Source organism: Streptomyces sp. H39-S7 (assembly GCF_027158205.1).
GTDB lineage: Bacteria > Actinomycetota > Actinomycetes > Streptomycetales > Streptomycetaceae > Actinacidiphila.
Genome location: NZ_JAPVLU010000044.1, coordinates 19,634 through 38,235, shown reverse-complemented (window position 1 = coordinate 38,235; position 18,602 = coordinate 19,634). Strand labels below are relative to the sequence as shown.

General features: G+C 68.9%; 15 protein-coding genes. 11 read left to right on the top strand and 4 right to left on the bottom strand.

Annotated features, from left to right (window positions below):
• Window positions 1-12: 12 nt before the first annotated feature.
• The 8 genes from O3X23_RS33070 to O3X23_RS33035 all read left to right on the top strand — a co-directional run bounded on the left by O3X23_RS33070 (window position 13) and on the right by O3X23_RS33035 (window position 9,168).
• Entirely contained in the window at window positions 13-261 is a 249-nt protein-coding gene (locus O3X23_RS33070) for a hypothetical protein (protein WP_269276132.1), read from the top strand.
• Window positions 258-2,438 (top strand): integrase, encoded by a 2,181-nt coding sequence (locus O3X23_RS33065; RefSeq protein ID WP_269276130.1) that lies wholly within the window; start codon window positions 258-260, stop codon window positions 2,436-2,438. The genes O3X23_RS33070 and O3X23_RS33065 overlap by 4 nt, the downstream gene beginning before the upstream one ends.
• Window positions 2,435-3,577, top strand: a complete 1,143-nt coding sequence (locus O3X23_RS33060) for an AAA family ATPase (RefSeq protein ID WP_269276128.1) — start codon at window positions 2,435-2,437, stop codon at window positions 3,575-3,577. Before O3X23_RS33065 ends, O3X23_RS33060 begins: the two co-directional genes overlap by 4 nt.
• Entirely contained in the window at window positions 3,574-6,141 is a 2,568-nt protein-coding gene (locus O3X23_RS33055) for a TniQ family protein (protein WP_269276126.1), read from the top strand. The genes O3X23_RS33060 and O3X23_RS33055 overlap by 4 nt, the downstream gene beginning before the upstream one ends.
• 359 nt (window positions 6,142-6,500) lie before the next feature.
• Window positions 6,501-6,665 (top strand): hypothetical protein, encoded by a 165-nt coding sequence (locus O3X23_RS33050; RefSeq protein WP_269276124.1) that lies wholly within the window; start codon window positions 6,501-6,503, stop codon window positions 6,663-6,665.
• Window positions 6,666-7,022: 357 nt separating this feature from the next.
• Complete coding sequence (locus O3X23_RS33045) at window positions 7,023-8,225, top strand: terpene synthase family protein (protein WP_269276122.1); 1,203 nt, start codon at window positions 7,023-7,025, stop codon at window positions 8,223-8,225.
• 62 nt (window positions 8,226-8,287) lie between these two features.
• A complete protein-coding gene (locus tag O3X23_RS33040; protein ID WP_269276120.1) occupies window positions 8,288-8,596 on the top strand; it encodes a carbohydrate-binding module family 14 protein in 309 nt (102 codons plus the stop codon).
• 164 nt (window positions 8,597-8,760) lie between these two features.
• A complete protein-coding gene (locus tag O3X23_RS33035) occupies window positions 8,761-9,168 on the top strand; it encodes a CS1 type fimbrial major subunit (RefSeq protein ID WP_269276118.1) in 408 nt (135 codons plus the stop codon).
• Window positions 9,169-9,352: 184 nt separating this feature from the next.
• On the opposite strand, the gene O3X23_RS33030 is transcribed toward O3X23_RS33035, so the two are convergent.
• The 4 genes from O3X23_RS33030 to O3X23_RS33015 form a co-directional block, all read right to left on the bottom strand.
• Window positions 9,353-9,556 (bottom strand): cold-shock protein, encoded by a 204-nt coding sequence (locus tag O3X23_RS33030; RefSeq protein WP_269276117.1) that lies wholly within the window; start codon window positions 9,554-9,556, stop codon window positions 9,353-9,355.
• Window positions 9,557-9,804: 248 nt separating this feature from the next.
• Window positions 9,805-11,781, bottom strand: coding sequence for a hypothetical protein (locus O3X23_RS33025; RefSeq protein WP_269276116.1), 1,977 nt, complete (start codon window positions 11,779-11,781; stop codon window positions 9,805-9,807).
• Between the two features lie 165 nt (window positions 11,782-11,946).
• Window positions 11,947-12,210, bottom strand: coding sequence for a hypothetical protein (locus tag O3X23_RS33020; RefSeq protein ID WP_269276115.1), 264 nt, complete (start codon window positions 12,208-12,210; stop codon window positions 11,947-11,949).
• A gap of 370 nt (window positions 12,211-12,580) precedes the next feature.
• The gene (locus O3X23_RS33015; RefSeq protein ID WP_443048051.1) at window positions 12,581-14,191 is read right to left on the bottom strand and encodes a serine/threonine-protein kinase; all 1,611 of its coding nucleotides are present in this window, start codon (window positions 14,189-14,191) and stop codon (window positions 12,581-12,583) included.
• A gap of 422 nt (window positions 14,192-14,613) precedes the next feature.
• On the opposite strand from O3X23_RS33015, the gene O3X23_RS44350 reads away from it, so the two are divergent.
• The 3 genes from O3X23_RS44350 (at window position 14,614) to O3X23_RS33000 (ending at window position 18,538) form a co-directional block, all read left to right on the top strand.
• A complete protein-coding gene (locus tag O3X23_RS44350; protein ID WP_443048050.1) occupies window positions 14,614-15,291 on the top strand; it encodes a hypothetical protein in 678 nt (225 codons plus the stop codon).
• 302 nt (window positions 15,292-15,593) lie between these two features.
• Complete coding sequence (locus O3X23_RS33005; RefSeq protein ID WP_269276174.1) at window positions 15,594-16,742, top strand: AAA family ATPase; 1,149 nt, start codon at window positions 15,594-15,596, stop codon at window positions 16,740-16,742.
• The gene (locus O3X23_RS33000; protein WP_269276114.1) at window positions 16,739-18,538 is read left to right on the top strand and encodes a VWA domain-containing protein; all 1,800 of its coding nucleotides are present in this window, start codon (window positions 16,739-16,741) and stop codon (window positions 18,536-18,538) included. The genes O3X23_RS33005 and O3X23_RS33000 overlap by 4 nt, the downstream gene beginning before the upstream one ends.
• The last annotated feature ends 64 nt before the right edge of the window (window positions 18,539-18,602 follow it).

The window sequence follows — 18,602 nt, the reverse complement described above, 5'->3', positions numbered from 1 at the left end:
GATCCGGCTCTGTTGGAGAACGTCCGGTTCCTGGCCGCCTATCGCCATCCCGGTGTCGTGCCCGTCGCCGAAGTCGAACGGGCTTGGCAGGAGGTCGTCGATGGTGAGGAGTTGGGGCTCGCTGAGCGACGACTGGCCGGAGACGGCAAGCCCGAGGTAGCCCGTCCGGCGCTGATGGCGCTGTTGTGGTCGGGGCGGCTGACCACGGATCTCACAGCTGGGCCGCTGTCGGGGGAGTGCATTCTGCGGAGGCATGGATGAGCCAGTGGACGACGACGCTGCGGCCCGGGCTGCCGATCGCCTTCGACGGTGAGCAGTTCACCGTCGCGGAGATCGAAGGACGGCGTATTCTCCTGCGGCAGTCCGCGGTGGCCGGGCCGCCGAAGCTGCGGCAGGTCGACATCTCCGTACTCCTCAGCCATCCCAGCACCGAGATCCTGGAACCGGCCCCGGAAGAGACGACGGCATCGGCAGCGTTGCTGAGCGGCCTGGCCGAAGAGGAAGACGACGAGCTGACCGCGAAGGTCCAGCACGTCCAGGAGGTCCTGACCGGTTTCCGTCTCGGCGACGCCGCGTTGGCCCTCGAAGGAGAGCCGCGCGAGGACTTTGCGCCGGGAATTCCGCTGCTGCACCGCTATGCGGTCAAGGCCGCTGAGCTTGGCGTCGGGGCCAGCACGGTCCGCCGCTGGACCGCGGCTTTCAAGAAGTCCGGCCCGGCCGGGCTCGTGATCGACCGTCCGGTACGCAGCGTGGTGGAGCGGGCGGATCCTCGCTGGGTGGAGATGGCGGAGGAGGTCTTGAAGGCGCACGTCAAGGCGAGTCGTCCGGTGCGCGGGCTGATCCTCACCGAGATCGAGGAGCGGCTGGTCAAGGAGCACGGCAAGGGCCCGGTGCCGCTGCCGGCGAGCACGATGGGCTACGAGCTGCTGCGGCAACTGGCCAAGGGGACCAACGCGTTCGAGGGCAGCACCAAGGGCAAGCGGTCGATCGCGGACGCCCCGAAAGGCACGTACGGGCGCCTGCGTGCCACCCGGCCGGGCGAGTACGTGGTCCTGGACACCAACAGCCTGGACGTCTTCGCGATGGAGCCGCTGACCTGCCGGTGGGTTAGGTGCGAGCTGACGGTCGCCATGGATCTCTACAGCCGGTGCATCGTGGGTCTGCGGCTGACACCGGTCTCGACGAAGTCCGTTGATGTCGCTGGGGTCTTGTATGAGACGGTCCGTCCGCGCGAGGCCCACACCGGCGGCGGGGAGCCGCTGCCGTATGCCGGGGTGCCGTCCACCGTGGTGGTCGACGCGGAGAAGCTCGTGGACCGGGATGGTCAGCCGCTGCTGCCGACGGTCGCCACTGAAACGATCATCTTCGACCACGGCAAGGTCTATCTGTCGAACCATATCAAGAGCGTCTGCGCGAAGCTGCGGATCTCCTTGCAGCCCGCCCGGCCCAAGACGCCGACCGACAAGCCGGTCGAGCGTTGGTTCCGGACCTTGAACCAGGGCCTGTTGGCCGCGCTGCCCGGCTACAAGGGCGCCGACGTGCACAGCCGCGGCGAGAAGGTCGAGGACGAGGCGTTCTTCTTCCTCGACGAGCTCGAAGCGGTCATCCGGGATTGGATCACGACGGTGTATCACCGGCGCCGCCATCGCGGGCTGTGCATCCCGGAGGTGCCGGGGCTGAAGCTCAGCCCGCTGGAGATGTTCGAGCACGGCGTCACCCGCGCCGGCCCGCTGCGGATTCCTTTGCGCCCGCATCTCGCCCTGGACTTCCTCGAAGAGTTCCGCGTCCCGATCCACCACTACGGCGTGGACATCGACAGCCTGCGCTACAACGGGGACGGGTTCAACGGCCACCGCAACCAGCCCAGCCCCTACCGCGGAGTGGACGCGGGAAAGTGGCCAATCGCCATCGACTCCGGCGACATCACCAAGGCGTACTTCCAGGACCCGCAGATCCGGGACTGGCACGTCCTGAACTGGGAGCATGCCGCTGCTCTCGGAGGCCCGGTGAGCCGGGAAGCGCTGGGGTACGCCCGTCGCCTCGCCCGGCAGAAGGACCGTTTCCCGGACACCAAGCGCACCCTGGTCGAGCTGCTGGAGCGCTGGGGTGCGGGGCTGACGCGAGATCGTACCGAGCGCCGCATGGCGGTGCGGCTGTCCCAGGAACGACTGCTCATGGTCGGCGAGGACGAGACGCCCGCCGACACCGACCTCATCGCCTCTCTGCCCTCTCTGCGGAACGTGGCGGCCGCTGGCGGGCCCGGGGCCCAACAGACCGACACGGAGGGCCCGGACCTGCGGGTCATCGATGGCACGGCTGAGGTGCCGGGCGGGGACGATGACGAAGACGATGAGCTGGAAGCCGCCTTTCCTGGCGAGGAGAACGGCGCCGCGATCGACGAGGACGACTACTACGCCGACGTCTGGGAGAGCCGTTGAGTACGGCGGGCAGTGCCGTACACGCCGAGCCGTTCGAAGGCGACGACCGTCAGTACAGCCCGACCCGGCTATCCGGGTGGCTGCAGGAGGTCTACGGCCCTGACCGGATCCGGCCCGAGCACCTGAGCCGTCCCCAGATCGCCGACCTTGCGCCGCGGGCGCTCGCGGTGCACAACGACAGCCGGGAGGTCTGGCACGCCAACATCGGCCCCATCGACACCCCGCAGCTGCTCGCGCTCCATGCGGACTTGCGGGAGATCGTCGAGTCGAACCGGCAGGACGGCAACAAGACCAAACCGGCCGCCCTGGTGGACGCCCATCCGGGTCTCGGCAAGAGCACGGCGGTGCGCGCGTACGGCTGCGACCTGTTCAGGCGGCAGGTCAACCTGCGCGGAGACACCACGCCGGGCGGCGCCCGCCGGGTGCCGGTCATCTACATCGCGCTCAGTGGCAACACGCTGATCCGCGGTCTGAACGCGGCGATCTGCCGGTTCTACGGCCTGCCCGTCAAGGGAGACGCGGACACGCTGGCCGAGCGGGCCGTGGACGCGGTCTTGTCGATGAAGACCGTCGCCATGGTCATCGACGACATCCACTTTCTGGCCGGCTCGAAGTCGAACGCGGTCCGCATGGCCAACCAACTCAAGTACCTCTCCAACGTCTTCCCCGTCACGCTGATCTACGTGGGTGTCGGCGTCCAGGAACGCGGCATTCTCCATGAGGGGTTCTCACCGCGGGAGAGCCCGCTCGCACAGTTCGGGCGCCGTACCACGGCGCTGACGTTGCTGCCCTTCCAGGTCGATGACGACGAGGGCCGCCTGCAGTGGCACCAGCTGCTTAAGACGATCGAGCAGAAGCTCGTCCTGGCCGAGAAGTACCCCGGCATGCTCGCCGAGGACCTCTCGGACTACCTCTTCGCCCGTTCCACCGGGCACTTCGCGTCGCTGATGGCGCTGGTCAATCGTGGCTGCCTGCGCGCGATCCGAGGTGGGCACGAGCGCCTGGACGAGGAGTTGATGAACCAGGTGAAGAACGACGCCGCGGCCGAGGAGGCCCGCAAGGAACTGGAGGCCGAGATCAAGGCCGGTCTCAAGACCACGCGGCCCCAGGATCCACGACGCCGGAGGAGGTCGGCATGACGGGCTGGAGTGACGAGCGCATCCCCATCGGGGTACTGCCCTCCCCTGGGGAGGCCCTGGACAGCTGGTGCGAGCGCTACGCTCACCGCCTGCGCACGCACACCGTGGACTTCGCCGACTACCTGGGGCTGCCGCACGCATCCGTGCGCAGGATGGTCCGGCGCCTGACCGAGGGCGAGCTGGAGCTGCTGGAGCGGCGCACCGGCGTCGGGTCCGAGCAGCTGAGGGCGATGACCTTGGAGGCGTTCGACGGTTCCCTCGTGCGGATCACCGGGCCGACCCGGCGGCTGAGAGCGCCCGCCCACTGGCGGTTCTACGGCACCACCTCGCGATACTGTCCCGCCTGCCTGGCCGGCAACGGGGGCCAATGGCAGGTGCACTGGCGCCTGGGCTGGACCTTCGCCTGCAGCCGACACCGGCTCCTGCTCCTGCTCCTCGACCGGTGCCCGCACTGTGGCAAGCACCCACCCGTACTCAGCGGCGGAAATCACCGCATGCTGCCTAGGCCACAAGCCTGCCGTTCCTTGACCGAGCGCGACGGCCGCGGCACCCGCTGCGGCTACCCCCTGACCGAAGCCCCCGTCCTCTCTCTCGCCGAAGGCGATGCGGTCCTGCTGTCGCAGGCCGACGTCAACGCGCACGTCATCGCGGATCATCGCAGCGCTGCTGCGCGCGAACGGGCCGGGGAACTGTCACACCTGGGACGACGAGCGCTACGCAACATCGGCACCCGGCCCGACGTCGTGCCACCCATCGCCCGCGAGATCATCACGGCCTGCGGCGGCGAGCTTCTCGCCGGCGCCGCGGCGATGGAGATCCACGACGCGCGCAACGTTGCCATCGGGACCACCCTGGCCGCGATCGCCACCGATCCCGGGCATCCGCGGTGCGAGGACGTGTTCACGTGGATGTGCCTGGCGCCGGACCGCGAAGTGGGTGAGCTGCGCGAACACCCCACGCGGAACCTGATCAACTGGAGGCCCGCAGGCCCCCGCGTCATCCAGCGCCTTCTCGCTGCGTCCGACAGCCAGCTCACGCTCAAGGCCCGGCTGCGCTACGGCACAGCGACCGCCGAGCCCGCCGAGCCCTCCCTGAGCGAGGCCGACATCACTGTACGGGCGGCGAAGATGCCCGGCATGCTCTGGCCGTCCTGGACGCTGCGGCTGCTGCCGCCCAAGAGCCCGCACCAGCCGAGGATCGCGGGCCTGCGACGCGCCTGCGCCAGCCTCATGCTCATTCCAGACGGGCCTGCCGGACACCGCGGGGCCGCCCGGATCATGGGCAATCCGCACTTCCGCAGCAACCTGGAGGCCCTGCTGGCCTTCGTCGACGTCGATCACATCTGCAGCACACTGTCCCGCTACGCGCGCGTGCTCGACACCCATGAGGTGCCGATCGACTACGCACGCCGCCGCGCCCTGTTCACCGACGAGACGGGTCCGTTGCTCCTCGACGAGAACGCCCACTGGCGTCTCTGCAAGAGCCTGGGCACCCGGCAGTTCCAACAAGTCCACCTCTACCGGCTGCGCTGGCAGCTGCGGCGGCTCCTGCTCGGGGCCGACCCGCAGCCCGGCAACCACGCACCCGCCTGGACACACCGCTTCGCCTACCGGACGCACCCGGAGATCCTCGCCTTCCTCGACGAGCAGGCGCACCGCAACCTCGCCGGCCACCACATCACCGACGAGCCGGCGACGTGGGAGCCGCCAGCACACTGGCTCGACAACATCCCCCTGCCCCAACCGCCCGTCACCACCCCCACCGAGCACGTCCGCGCCCTGCTGACCCCTAACTCCACCGCCCGTGACGTCGCCCAGAGCCTCGGCCTCACGGTCCACCAACTGCGCCTGCTGATGGAGAACCGCCGCTTGAGCGCGCAGACCCGCCCGCACAACAAGGGCAACTACCCCCGCCCACCCCGCCAGGGCTACCTGGTACCCGAACAGCTGCGCGACCTCTATCAGCGGCAGGGCCTGCAGCAACTGCAGATCGCCGAACTCGCCGGATGCACCACCTCGATCGTCAAGACCGCGCTGAAGCAAGCAAACATCCCGCTGCAACCCCACCGCGCACCGGGCGAACTGAAACGATCGGTCGATCCGGCGTGGCTGCGCACCGAGTACCACGGCAAGGGCAGAACGGTGGCCGACATCGCCCGGGAACTGGCCGCCCCCAATGCGAACGTCTCACAGCTCCTCGACGCGTGGGGCGTCCCCCGCCATCCGCCAGGCCACAGCGCACCGCCGGCGTGGCAGCCGAGTCCCTTCGCCGACCTCGGCGTGCCGCTGTCGCCGGACATGGAACGGATCAGCACGCGCGTGGGCGCACTGGAAGAACTACGGACTCCCCTGCTGCTTCCGGGCTATCGCACGCGCCGCGCGGCGGCCCTCACGCTCGGCATCCCCCGAACCTCCCTCAACGGGCGCCTGAAGAAGCTGGAGACAGCCGCCGGCTTCGCGATCTTCAACCACCGCAAACGCCCCGTCGCCCCGACGGCACGCGGCCAGGCCCTGCTCAACGAAGCGCAACTACTGCTACAGCGCCTCGACCACGACCGACCATAGCCGCCCGGCCCGGATCACCCAGGCCCGGCTTGATCGCGCCTGGCGCCCTGGGCCCGAGCCGGTTGCCGCACCGTGAGACGGTCGGCCATGCGGCGGCGCCGAGTTCCTTGCGGATACTGCTGCACCTGTACGCCACCACCGGCCGCGACCAGCCCAGGCAGGCCATTCCAGTGCTCGAGCTTGAACGTGCCCCATCCGCAGGGCTCGACCTCGGAAAGCGGAACCAGGGTGGTTCAAACCGTCAGGGAAGCGCGCCGCTCCCCAATCGGGATGTTGTGGTTTGTGGGGTGGCAGGAGACATTATTGCCGCCAGGATGCGGCTGCACCCTTGGCCAGTAACGCCTACCGGAGGAGAGCTTATGCTCGCGACCGAGCATTATCCCGAGTTCCTTGAACGGCCTGACGGCAACTACCGGCACCCCACCAACCCCGCGAAAATGCTCTCGGTAGTAGCCCATGAGCACGTCTACGAGCAAGATCGCCCTGAGGGGATGCAGTTCGGCGACGACGGCGGCGAGATCTAGTCACGGCCCGCTCCGGCCTGATCCAGTACCGGATCAGGCCGGACCGTCGCCATGAGCCGAAGCTCAGCAGGGGCCTGCTGCTTCGTGTTGCCGCGGCGGGTTCTACCGCAAACCTCGACGCGGTCGCGTTCACCGCATCGAGTGGTAGCCAGGACGTTGCGGAGCCCGCGCGAGGGCACCAGCGGTTGAATGCGTCAACGGAGCTCCGGAGGCTCCATGATGTCCCGCCTCGTTTCCTGATGTTTTGGTCCACTCGCCCGTTGTTACGGATAGTGACGTTCCCCAGCGGGCGGCCTGGCCATGGTGCGAATAGAGGTACCGAGCGGGCCGGCTGACTGGTCCTAAGGATGGTCCCCCGTGGCACGCGTACTCACGCTCGATGACCTGAGCTCTCCCGCCGTCCGCGATAGCTTTCCCATCCCCGCCGTACGCGGGCTTGCCGTGCCGCGGGCGAGCCCGGAGGTCCCTGAGATCGTCTGCCCGTTCCCGCAAGTCGGGATCCACCCCCAGGCGGAGCGGCTCAAGAAGGACAATTTTCAGTGGATCGTGGAGAAGGGGATGGCGCCTCCCTACCCGGGGGTGAGCGAGGAGGAGGTTCTGGGGCGGTTGCAGCGGCAGTGCATGCCGGACCTCCACGCCCGCATGTGGTGCGACGCCCCGAAGTATGACTACCTGGCGCTGGCCGACAAGCTCCTGACGTTCTTCTGGATCCTCGACGACTTCATGGACGAACCCCGCGGCGACGAATACCGCGCCCAGCAGGTCGAGTACGTCCAGGCGTTCCGACCGATCCTGTGGGCAGGGGTCCCCGGTCCCTGCCGGGACCCGTGGGGCGCCCGCACCCTGAACACCTTTGCCGAGTTGTGGGCCCAGGTGCGGGCCATCTCCCCGCTGGACCAGCTGAAGCGCCATGCGAGCGTCATCGACAACTGGCTGAACGTCTCCCTGGATGAGAGCGGGGCAGTACGGCACGAGCGCCGGATCCCCACCACGGCGCACATCCTGGGCAAGTTCATCCAGGTCCACGGGATGGACATGTTCATCCCGTGGAACGAGATCGCGCTGAACGCGTTCCTGCCCGAGGAGATCTACGGGCACCCGTCCGTGGCGGACACCCATGTGCGGTTCATGAACGCCGTCTGCTGGTACAACGACATCTTCGGCTTCAACCGCGACATGGCATCAGGTGAGGTGTACAACCTGATCGCGGCCATGATGGCCCACGAAGGCAAGAGCTCGGTGGAAGCCGTCACCTTCCTCGTGGACCGCATCAACGCCGACATGACCGCGCTCGACTACATGGCGCAGTCCGCGGGCAAGGACGGCATCGCGGACGACCGGCTGGAAAGGTACACGGCCGGCATCAAGAAGGTCGTACGGGCCATGCTCGAATGGCACGTGACGTCAGGAAAATACGACTGGCACGAAGTCTTCACCCCCGCCGCACCCGCACCCGCCTCGGCCTCCCCCTCCCGCCCTGGGCCGGGACGCGTTCCGGCCGGCCCCACCGGCATGGGCACCTCCGCCTCCCGCCTGACAGCCCACCTCGCCGCCCGGTAACGCCCACCCGCTCGGGTGACGACCCGCGACATCTCGCCGTCCGCGACGTTGTACGGGGCGTGATGAACAAGATCCTTACGAGCCTCGCCCTGAGCGGTATTGCCGTGCTCGCCGCCGCTTCCGCCGCGGGGGCCCAGCAACCGGCCGCGCTCCAGGACCCCGCTCCGTTCTCCTGCGAGGGCCGGGCCGACGGCAACTACCCTCACCCCAGCAACCCGACCAAATTCATGGCGTGCGTGGCTCAGGAGTACGCCTACGAACAGAGCTGCTTCCCGAGCCTCCAGGGCGAGACGACGTACTACGTCGCTTCCGCTGACGCATGCCTTACCGCGGCCGAAGCTCGGGAGCAGTCCCTGCCCATCCCGTTCTGAAACCACTTCCGCCCGGAGAGCGAGGAAGCCACCGGTTGCCTGCGGCTGTGGGGCCTGCGGGGCGTACGAGGGTGCCCAGAGTCGGGGGTGGGGTAGTCGTGAAGCCTTGATCACGGGACGCTGAATCGCTGTCCGTAGTAGAGCGAACACCTGGAGGAACGCCCATGGTTGAGATCCCGAATGAGTCCCCGAGCGACGGGCAAGCCGCCGATACTGGCGTCCCGAAGCTGCTGGTGCAGGACATCACGCCGGAGCAGAGAGGAACGCTCGCCCTGACGTACTCAGAGGACGGTATGCCCACGCTGACCCTCAGTGGCGGAACGGCGATCCCCTCGGGAATCAGGGTCGTTGACGAGACGGGCACAGCAGTGGCGGTATACGCCGTAAGCGCCGTCGCCAGCGAAGCCCCAACTGCACAGACGGCTCCGCAGACCCGCAGCCTCACGATCTACGCCGGCGTAGACCCCACCATCGAACTACTGCAACCCGATGGCTCGCCCCTGCCGGCGTCCATGGAAATGGCATACCTTCAAGGATCGGGGCTCCGGCCCACAAGCCTCGGCACCAAATAGACACACCAGGCCACGCCCGGTACGAGCCATCGGCGCCTGTACCGGGGCGGGGATGCATGTCCGGCCTCACCAGCCTCGCGGCATCCGAGTGCCGAACAGAGGGCAAACGCTAGACACGGGGTGGGAGCTCATCTCCCGAAGGTTGGCCGGCAGCCCGGCGCGGCGGGATCCGGACCGGCTGCTTCTACCCGACCTGGATGTTCGCGGCTTGGGGGCCCTTGGGGCCCTGGGTGATGTCGAACTCGACCCTCTGGCCTTCCTGCAGGTCTCTGAAGCCCTGGGTTTGGATTGCGGTGTAGTGGGCGTATACGTCCGGCCCTCCACCGTCCGGCGAGATGTACCCGAAGCCCTTCTCACCGTTGAACGACTTCACTGTGCCTGTAGCCATCCGGACGCATCCTTTGCTGTCGTCCACGGGGCGAACCCGCCCCCACACCACAACCGATCTCGGCTCCGGCGTCTGCACACTGCCCTGCTCCGCAGCCCCGAACTTTCCGCCTGCGGGGTTTCGAGGTGCCGCGAAGGACTAGCAGCTCGGGCCGCAGGGAGCAGTGGTCAAGGCCGGGTGGAGGCGGCCAGGGGCGCGCGGCCGCCGAGAGGGTGCGGCGGGGGCGGCTCGCCGCCCCGGCCGGGGGGCTAGGCGACGTAGAGGACTTGGACGGAGCCTGGGCGGGTGATGAGGGCGGGTGCGCCGTAGCCGCCGGTCTGGAGATCGGTGGGGGCGGACCAGGTGCTGCCGTTGTGGGTGCTGACGCGCAGGGTGCCGTCCACGGTGCGCCAGGCGAAGTACAGCTTTCCGTCGGCCGAGCCCAGCGCGGGAGCTTCCAGGCTGCTCCAGTCGCTGAGGGCCTGGGCTTGGGACCAGCCGGAGCCGTTGCTGGAGGAGGAGAGCCACATGCGGCCCTCGAACCCCAGGTGTGCCAGGTAGAGGCTGCTGCCGTGCGAGGTGAGGGCGGCGGCGCGGGGGGTCCCCCAGCCACCGATGACGGTGGTGCTGGTCCAAGAGGAGCCGGTGAACTTCGACCAGCGCACCGAGCCGTCCATGGCGGTCAGGACGCAGTACAGGGTGCCGTTGTGCGAGGCCAGGGCGGGGCTGACGGTCGTGGCCCATCCCGGGATGGGGGTGTGCGGGGTCCAGTCCGTGCTGGGCGTGCGCTTGTTCCAGTACACGGCATTGTCGAGTCCGACGTGCATGCAGTAGAGGGCGCCGTCGTGCACGGCCACGCCGGGCGGAACCTTCGTGACGGCCTGATGGATGACCTGGCCCGCCTGGTTGGCGGCGGGTTTCCAGTACAGACGATGAGTGGCGGAGTTTGTGTAGAAATAGCTGGGAACGCCGTTAAAGGCGGCCCCCGCAGCCGTGGTGCCTACCTGGCCGGCGGTGTCGAGTCCCTGGTTGGTGAAGGACCATGCACCGTTGATCTGAGACTTGAATTTGACGTTACGCGGAAGCAGTTGGGCTTTGCCGCGCAGCCAGAGTTTGTGGCGTCCGTCGTCGCCGCCGTCGAACTTCCACCATTCTTCGCGGTCCCCGGTGAAGTAGCGGGTGAGTGCCGCGTGGGACAGGCCGATGGAGCGTTCGCAGACGAGGTCGTCGTCGTTGGTGAGCCAGCCGAGGATCGCGTTGATGAGTTCGCCGACGATGGCGAGCAGGGCGGCCCAGCCGTCGGCGTCGAACTCGCGGTCCGGCGGGGTGTAGTTCTGGTTCTTGGAGGCGTCCGCGAGGCGCTTGGACATGTAGCTCAGGGCATCGCGGAGGGCGTTGTAGAAGCCGCCGGAGCTGTCGTCGGCTTCCCAGCACTCGATGTTCAGTGACACATAGCTGCGTACGGGGCCGTTTTCCAGGATGATCACGGGGAATTCGCGGTGGCTGCCGGCGACGATGGACCCGAACTCGGGCGTCTTCACCGCGTACGTCGAGTCGGTGTCGGTGCCCACTGTCATCGCCCAGTAGATCTCGTCCCTCCCCAACTCGCCCGAGCGCTTTTCGCACTCGAAACGCGAGGGGCGCAGCGTGAGTTTCAGCGGCGCCGGGAGCGCCGCCGCGGCGGGCGTTGCACCTGCCTCCCCGGTGTCCGTCGCGGCCGGCTCCGACGGCCTGCCGGTGAACACGCTCACCCCGGTGCCGTAGCGGCCCATCGCCTCCAGGAACTCATCGCTGTCCTTGGGCCCGTCGAGCTCCAGCCCGTTCACTTCCACGATCTCGACGTTCGGCTGCGCCACAATCTCCGGGGTCACCCGGATTAGATCGGCGCGCAGGTCGGCGAAGTCGTAGCCGCTCTTCACGTCCAGCCCGTTGATCGCGTCGGGGAAGATGCCCGTCCCGCCCCGGGTCGCACGCTGGTCGGCGAAGACCTGCCCCCAGGCGGCGATCTCGGTGTCGTCGTCGGCCGCCACCCGCAGGATCTCCAGCAGGCTCTTCTCCAGTTCGGTCGCCTCCAGACCCTGCTCCAGACGGGCCGCGGCATGCAGCGCCGCACCCAGCAGCAGATTCTGCCCCCGCGACAACCCACGTCGGCGCGCGGTGCGTGACTCGGCGCGCGCCCCCTGGAAGCCCTGCACCGTCTCGCGCACAAGATCCAGACGTTCCCCGGCACTACGGGACTGCGGCATGAGACCCCTTCCCTTTCTGGTGCGGGGACCCAAGCGCCCGGCACCAGAAAGGGACATTACGCACGCCAGTCACCCCAGTCCGATGAAAGCCGCAGACCGCCAATTATTGTCCAAAAAGGTGTTATTGACAGGGCGCTAGCGGCAGCGGCGGGCCCGCCATGAACCTCAGTATTGGCGGCCCTTGATGACGAAGTGATCGGTACGGGACACCATCGAGGCGGCGGCAACATAGCCGATGATCGCCGGTTTGGGTAACCGGCGATCATCGCGACCATTGAAGTTCGCCCGCGCCCCCGACGAGCTTCCCGTGGAGCCCATACGAACCGCACAAACTCTGGCCTCGTGGCCATGCCCGGATCCTCGGCGCGTCACCGAGAGCGACCGCTCTTTGTGGTACGGCCGGCAGTTCTGCTCATGATCAGCCGACACGCCCTCTGCTCACCGCTCGCGGAATCCAGCGTTTCCGCAGGAGCCGGTGCTCACGAAAGCGCGCCCCCTACACCGCCTATAGGTTCCGCGGTTTCGTGAGCACTTCCGCGTGATCATGGACGACCGGCACTCCACAGCCAGCAAGGGGCCCTGCTGGCCCTCGTGGACGCGGACCACGTCGCCAGCGCCCTGGCCCACCCTGCCCGTGTCATTCGACCAGCGACCCGTGTCAAGCAACTACGCCCGCCGACGAGCGTAGTTCGCCGACGAGCGTCGAGCTGGACGAGGCGCGGCACCGCGCGTCGGCCTGGAAGCAAGCACCCGTGGGACGGTGTCCTGTGCGTGCGTACCTAGGTGCATCGCCAGTTGATCAGCTCGCGCGTGACAACACGTTGAGGCTGGTCACCGGCTTGCCCGCGAGGAACATAAGGACGTCTTCGCCGTTCGCTCCCTTGAGACGCTGGGTCTGCAGTTTGATCTTCACGGGGGTGCTGCAGGCAGCACGATTGGCGGACGTCGGATCGGCGTCAAGGTCTGCGTAAAAGCTGTCGGTCGCCGTACGGTTGAGCCTGAGGCCGTATGTGCAGGTAGCGGAGCCGTTCTGGCCATCGATGTCGGCTGTGAGCGTGCCTACTTCTTCGCCGACCCGACCGGCCTTGAGTTCGAGCTCGTTGCCGTAGCCGTTCTGGGAGTCGTTCCAGCGTCCGATGAAGGAGGCGGGAAGGGCGACGGGTTGGTCAGGTTGGTCGCTTCCATGACGGTCGATCCAGATGCCGAGGCCCACTGCGGCGAACACCAGGACGACTCCTACGGCCAGTCCGAATTGCTTCTTCAACTCGGCCACCGGGGCTTTCGGCTTCGCCGATGCCGTGGGCGCAGGCGCGGGCTTCCCCTCGTTCGCAGGCTTGGCCGCAGGCTTCGGCTTCGGCTTCGGCTTGGTGATCGCTGTCAGCGTGGCGGCGCCCGGACCGGAGGCCGGTGCCGGGTCTACGGCCGTGGGTGGGTGAGGCGGCACGGGACCTCGTACGGGCGGCTCCAGATCCGGCGGCCCAGACTCCAACTGAAGCAGCTCGACGGCCCGGCGGCCGATGCCCTCGGCGACTGCCGTGGGCAGCCACCGGGAGGAGTCCTCCAGCAACGCGCCCGCACCCTGCTCGCCAGCCAGGGCCCCGATGACCTCCAGCAGTTCTGGACGGGCGGCAGGATCTTTGGCGAGGCAGGCGGAGACCAGTTCACGTATGGCATCCGGTTCGACACCGTCGAGCCGCGGCTCGACGTGAACGATCCGATACAGCAGTTGGGCGGCGCTGTCGCCAGGGAAGGGCTGGTGGCCGCTAGCCGCATAGGCGAGCACGGCGCCGAGCGCGAAGACGTCCGTGGCGGGCCCGATCGCCGCTTCGCCGGTGACCTGCTCGGGAGCCATGAAACCGGGCGAACCGACGGCCATGCCGGTCGAAGTAAGCCGGGTCGCCGTCTCAGCGGCACGGGCGATACCGAAGTCGATCAAACACGGTCCGTCGAGCGCAAGCAACACGTTGGACGGCTTGACGTCCCGGTGCACGAGCCCGTGGGCATGCACAGCTTTCAGTGCCTCGGCCAGCCCGGCTCCCAGCGCGCGTACGGTCCGGTGAGGCAGTGGACCGTGCTCCTCCACAATGTGCGTCAGGTCGCTGCCCGCCACGAAGCCAGTCGCCACCCACGGAACCTCGGCCTCCGGATCGGCGGCGAGTACGGCGGCGGTGTAGTCGCGGTCCTGGGCTGCATTCACCAGCCGCGCCGCCGCTACCTCTCTCGCGAACCGCGAACGGAACCGCTCGTGGCCCGCCAAGTGGCGGTGCACCACCTTCACCGCAACGAGTCGGCCACCCGGGCTGCGCCCCAGATACACCCGCCCCATCCCGCCGTGCCCAAGCACCCCCAGCAACCGGTACGACCCCACCTCGCTCGGGTCGTCCGCACCCAGCGGTTCCAGTGCCCTCATTCCCACGCCCCTCGCACGCACGACCCAGTGATGAGTTTCCCCAATCAGACTACGAGCAGAGGGCATCGGCTCCGCAGCGGCCCACGAGGACAATCCCACCACAGCAGCCTCGCAGGGATCCCGTCACCAACGCACCTCTTCGCACGACTAAGTGCTTCCCACCGCAGGACTTCGTTTGCGAGCCCGTTGCCGACTGTGGTCTCCAAGCTCGCCCAGCTGGGTGTTTTGCTCATGATCAGCCGACATGGGCGCTGCCCATCGCCTGCGGATTCCGGCGCTCCTGCCGAAGGCAGTGCTCGCCGAGCTGCGGACCCCACACCACCCAAGCCTCCTGCCAGCAGCCGCCCGCCGGTGCTTGCTGCAGGATTGCCGGCTCGCGCGCACCGCTAGGAGCAACCCCTGCGGACGGCCCGACACCGCCCATGACAACCGCACCGTCACCGTCACCGGACACGCGACGACCGACGCCGACCGAGAAACGTACGGACAGTGGAAGGCCGGCTACGGGCCCCCCGTACCGGCCCCGCACGCCGAGCCCCCTGGAGCCCGGCTGGTACCTGCCGCCCAAGCCCTCCAAGCCGCGAATCGAACATCACGGAGAAGTCCTGACCTCGCATCCTCTCGACTCCGTCGCCGACGTCAAGGCCAGCGCTGCGGCACTGCACGAACTTGCCGGCCACCTCACCACAGCCGACAGCGATCAGCTCGACCAACTCCTGGAACACCTCCTGCAGGACGGCGGCCTGCTCCACGCCGCCCAGCGGCTTATCGCCCGTGCCCGTACCGCAGTCGATCCCTGCCTCGACGAGACCCACCCCAACCGGGAATCCGTCCCCGCCTACACACTCACGCACGCCCTGGCCAGGATCGAACAGGACCTGACAGACCGCCGCAGGGAGGCGCTCGAATCCCTGTCGGCGACCCGCACCCTCGTCGTGAAGGGGCCCTGGCCCGTCCACGAGGCGGCGCCAGCAGAGCGCACAGTCCAGCCGTTCGCGCCGATCCGGCACAGCACCACTGGCGAGATCACCACCACCGGCTATAACGCCGCCGCCCGGCGGATCCTGCTTCAGTCCGGTTTCGAGGAGACTCCCGGCTGAGCCCGCCCAACCCGCGGAAACCGCCGCGGACCGGAGCCGCGGACCTGCACGGCAGCCGGCGAACCGCGCGCCGCCGGCCACCCCGTGTCCCTGGACCGAGCATCGGCCAGCCTGTGAACGCCGACGGTGCTCCCCCGCCGGGCACGCCCGCACAGACCAGCGATAGGACCTCCCACGCCGAGGCCGTCCGCACCTGCATTGCCAACCCCGCCCGCACGCAGATTCGTTGAAGGATCCTCTTTTTGACCACACCCGGACCGCCCGCCACAGCACGCACCAAAGCCGGCGAACTACGGGCCAAGGTGGCCAGGCTGCTGGCCGACCGGCCCGCGGACAGCCTCACCATCGGGGACATGGCCAGGCAGCTGGGCCACTCCCACGGCGCCGTCCGCAACGCCGCCCTGACCCTGGCGCGACGCGGCGAGGCCGACCAGCACGGCACCGGACAGCCGCAGTTCCGCGCGAATCAGAAGACCGCCGCAGCCGCGCAGGCCGCAGTGATCAGCCCACCGGGAACCCACGCTCCCCGCCAAGCGGCCACGGCCCGCATCAGCGCTCCCGCGGCCCGCACGCCCCAGCAGGGCGGCCCGATCCGCCGCGCGGGAGGCCAGCTCTACCATCCCCGGGAGCTGGCCGATCTGCCCGACGTCGAGGCGCTGAATCGTCTGCGTGACGCCGACGTGCCGGTGCTGCTCTACGGTCCCCCGGGAACCGGCAAGACGTCCCTGGTGGAGGCCGCGTTTCCTGACCTGGTCACCGTCGCCGGCGACGGCGACACCACGGTCGGCGACCTGATCGGCGAGTACACGCAAGCCGACGGCGGAGGGTACGTCTTCCAGTACGGTCCGCTGGTCGCCGCGATGACCGAGGGCCGCGCCCTGCTGATCGACGACGCCACCTTGATCTCACCGAAGGTGCTGGCCGCCCTCTACCCGGCCATGGACGGGCGCCGCCAGATCCAGGTCAAGGCCCATAAGGGCGAGACCATCAAGGCCGAGCCCGGCTTCTACGTGGTGGCGGGCCACAATCCGGGCGTGCACGGCGCCGTTTTGACGGAGGCGCTGGCGTCCCGGTTCAGCGTGCAGATTCAGGTCGGCACGGACTACGATCTCGCCCTGGCTCTGAAGATCGATGCCCGGGTGGTCCGGATCGCCCGGCATCTCGCGCGGCAGGTCGAACTCGGCGAGATGGGCTGGGCACCGCAGCTGCGGGAACTGCTCAGCTACCAGAAGACCGAGGCCGTCCTCGGCACCAAGGCCGCGCTCGCGAACCTAATCGGCATCGCTCCCCTGGAGGACCGCGACGCCGTCGCCGACGCCGTCGGCAAGATCGCCGGCGTCAAGCAGGTCGCGCCCCTCACCCTGGGCCGGCAGCTCTCCGCTGGCAGTGCGTCGGTCGCCCGGCAGCCCCCGGGCAGCACCGGCTCCGCCTATCGGGGCCGCTCGCGATGAGCGCCCATCACCACGTCCAGTCCTCCGCCACCACGCCCGACGACGCTGACCTCACGCGCTGGGACGACGACGGTGCCCCGCCCGCACAGCCCCGTTCCTCCCCGGCGGCGTGGCTGCGGGTGGGAGCCGAGCTCGGCGACCGGCTGGTCGCGCTGTCCGGCCGCCAGGACCTGCTCGTCATCTGCCGTCCCGGCACCCGCTCCGGCGCACCGGCGGCCTACTTTCCCCGGTTGGCGGAGGTGGAGTTCGATGCCAAGCTGTTCGCCCCCCTCCAGCCCCACGAGGTGCACCCGCGGATCGTGGGTGACGAGGAACGATATCCCGCCGCCTGGGGGGTCCTCGTCCACGAGGCCGCGCACGCCGCCCACTCGGTGTGGGAGGAGCCGGCCGGTGCGGAACCCCGCGTCGTCGAGGCCGCGCTGCTGCTGGAGGAGAGCCGCGTCGAGGGCGCCCATCTGACCAGGCGGCCCACCGACCGCACGTACCTGCGCACCAGTGCCCGGACCCTGGTCATGCCCGACATCGCCAACCCCAGCTTTCAGGGCGTCGAGCAGGCCGCCAGTGCGGCGGCCCTGATGCTCGGGCGCCGGGACGCCGGCATCCTGGACGCCGGCGAGACCAAAGCCGTCGCCGATCTGTGCGAAAGGGTCCTGGGCGCGCCCCTGCTGGCCACCCTCACCGGCATCTGGACCGCAGCCCACCGGTGCGCCGACTACGACGCCACCACCATGCTCCAACACGCCCAGGACTGGTGCGACGCCCTGGACACCGCCGCCCCTGCCCTGCCCGCCGTACCGCAAGACCTCACCGATCTGCTGTCCGGCGCCGTGACGGTCGTCCTGGACAACATGGCCGCCAACGACGCCGCCGACCTCGCGGCACACGCTGCCTCGAACAACGCCGTGGCAGCACAGTCCCGGGCGAAGGCCAACGACCGCGCCCAACAGGCCGGCCAGCGACGCAAAGCCGCCGCCACCGCCAAGTCGGTCTTCAACCCACGCGGCACCACCGTCAGCCCCGACGGCACACCCGCGCCCTCCAGCAACCCGGTCACCGGCAGCCGCAAACCCACCGCCGCCGAGCAGAGCGCCGCCGCGCGCCTGAGCCGCGCCCTTCGCGCCGCCGCCTACCGCGAACGCGCCGAGGAACGGACCACCAGCCCCACCCCGCCCGGCCGCCTCAACATGCGCCAAGCCCTCGCCCGCGACGCCCAGCGCGCCGCCGGCTCGATACCCACCGCGGAGCCTTTCACCCACACCCGCCGCCGCAACTCCCCCACCCCACCGTTGAGGGTGGGGATCGCGGTCGATGTCTCGGGCTCCATGTCGGCCGCCTGCAAACCCGTCGCGTCCGCCGCATGGATCGTGGCCCGCGCAGCGGCCCTGACCGACCCCGACTCCCGCACCGCCACCATCGCCTACGACATGAATCTGACCGCACTGACCCGACCCACCCACCGGGCACCAGAGCGTGTGACGACGTTCCATGCCAACGGCGGCAACCACAACCTCGGCGACGCCATCGACGCACTCGACCACGGCCTCGACCTCAGCCGCCCCGGCACCGGCCGCCTCCTCGTGATCGTCACCGACGCCCACTACACCGACGGCGAAACCGCCCAAGCCCTCACCCGCATCAAACGCCTCACCACCGCCGGCTGCGCCGTACTCCAACTCACCCTCACCAAAGAGTCCCGCCACCTGCCGGGCACCACCCCCCTCCACCTGCCCCAACCCTCCAGCACCCCCGCCGCCATCGCCAAAGCCGCCACCGACGCCATCCGCAGAACACGCTGAGACACCACCACACGACCACGACGACCGAGGGATTCCTCCTGTCTGACCACATCTGCTTCGCAAA

What these genes read in the sequence shown, in the direction of transcription:
- O3X23_RS33065 (WP_269276130.1), top strand. Translation starts at nt 258, where the DNA reads ATGAGCCAGTGGACGACGACGCTGCGGCCCGGGCTGCCGATCGCCTTC.
- O3X23_RS33055 (WP_269276126.1), top strand. Translation starts at nt 3,574, where the DNA reads ATGACGGGCTGGAGTGACGAGCGCATCCCCATCGGGGTACTGCCCTCC.
- O3X23_RS33050 (WP_269276124.1), top strand. Translation starts at nt 6,501, where the DNA reads ATGCTCGCGACCGAGCATTATCCCGAGTTCCTTGAACGGCCTGACGGC.
- O3X23_RS33040 (WP_269276120.1), top strand. Translation starts at nt 8,288, where the DNA reads ATGAACAAGATCCTTACGAGCCTCGCCCTGAGCGGTATTGCCGTGCTC.
- O3X23_RS33035 (WP_269276118.1), top strand. Translation starts at nt 8,761, where the DNA reads ATGGTTGAGATCCCGAATGAGTCCCCGAGCGACGGGCAAGCCGCCGAT.
- O3X23_RS33030 (WP_269276117.1), bottom strand. Translation starts at nt 9,556, where the DNA reads ATGGCTACAGGCACAGTGAAGTCGTTCAACGGTGAGAAGGGCTTCGGG.
- O3X23_RS33025 (WP_269276116.1), bottom strand. Translation starts at nt 11,781, where the DNA reads ATGCCGCAGTCCCGTAGTGCCGGGGAACGTCTGGATCTTGTGCGCGAG.
- O3X23_RS33015 (WP_443048051.1), bottom strand. Translation starts at nt 14,191, where the DNA reads ATGAGGGCACTGGAACCGCTGGGTGCGGACGACCCGAGCGAGGTGGGG.
- O3X23_RS44350 (WP_443048050.1), top strand. Translation starts at nt 14,614, where the DNA reads ATGACAACCGCACCGTCACCGTCACCGGACACGCGACGACCGACGCCG.
- O3X23_RS33000 (WP_269276114.1), top strand. Translation starts at nt 16,739, where the DNA reads ATGAGCGCCCATCACCACGTCCAGTCCTCCGCCACCACGCCCGACGAC.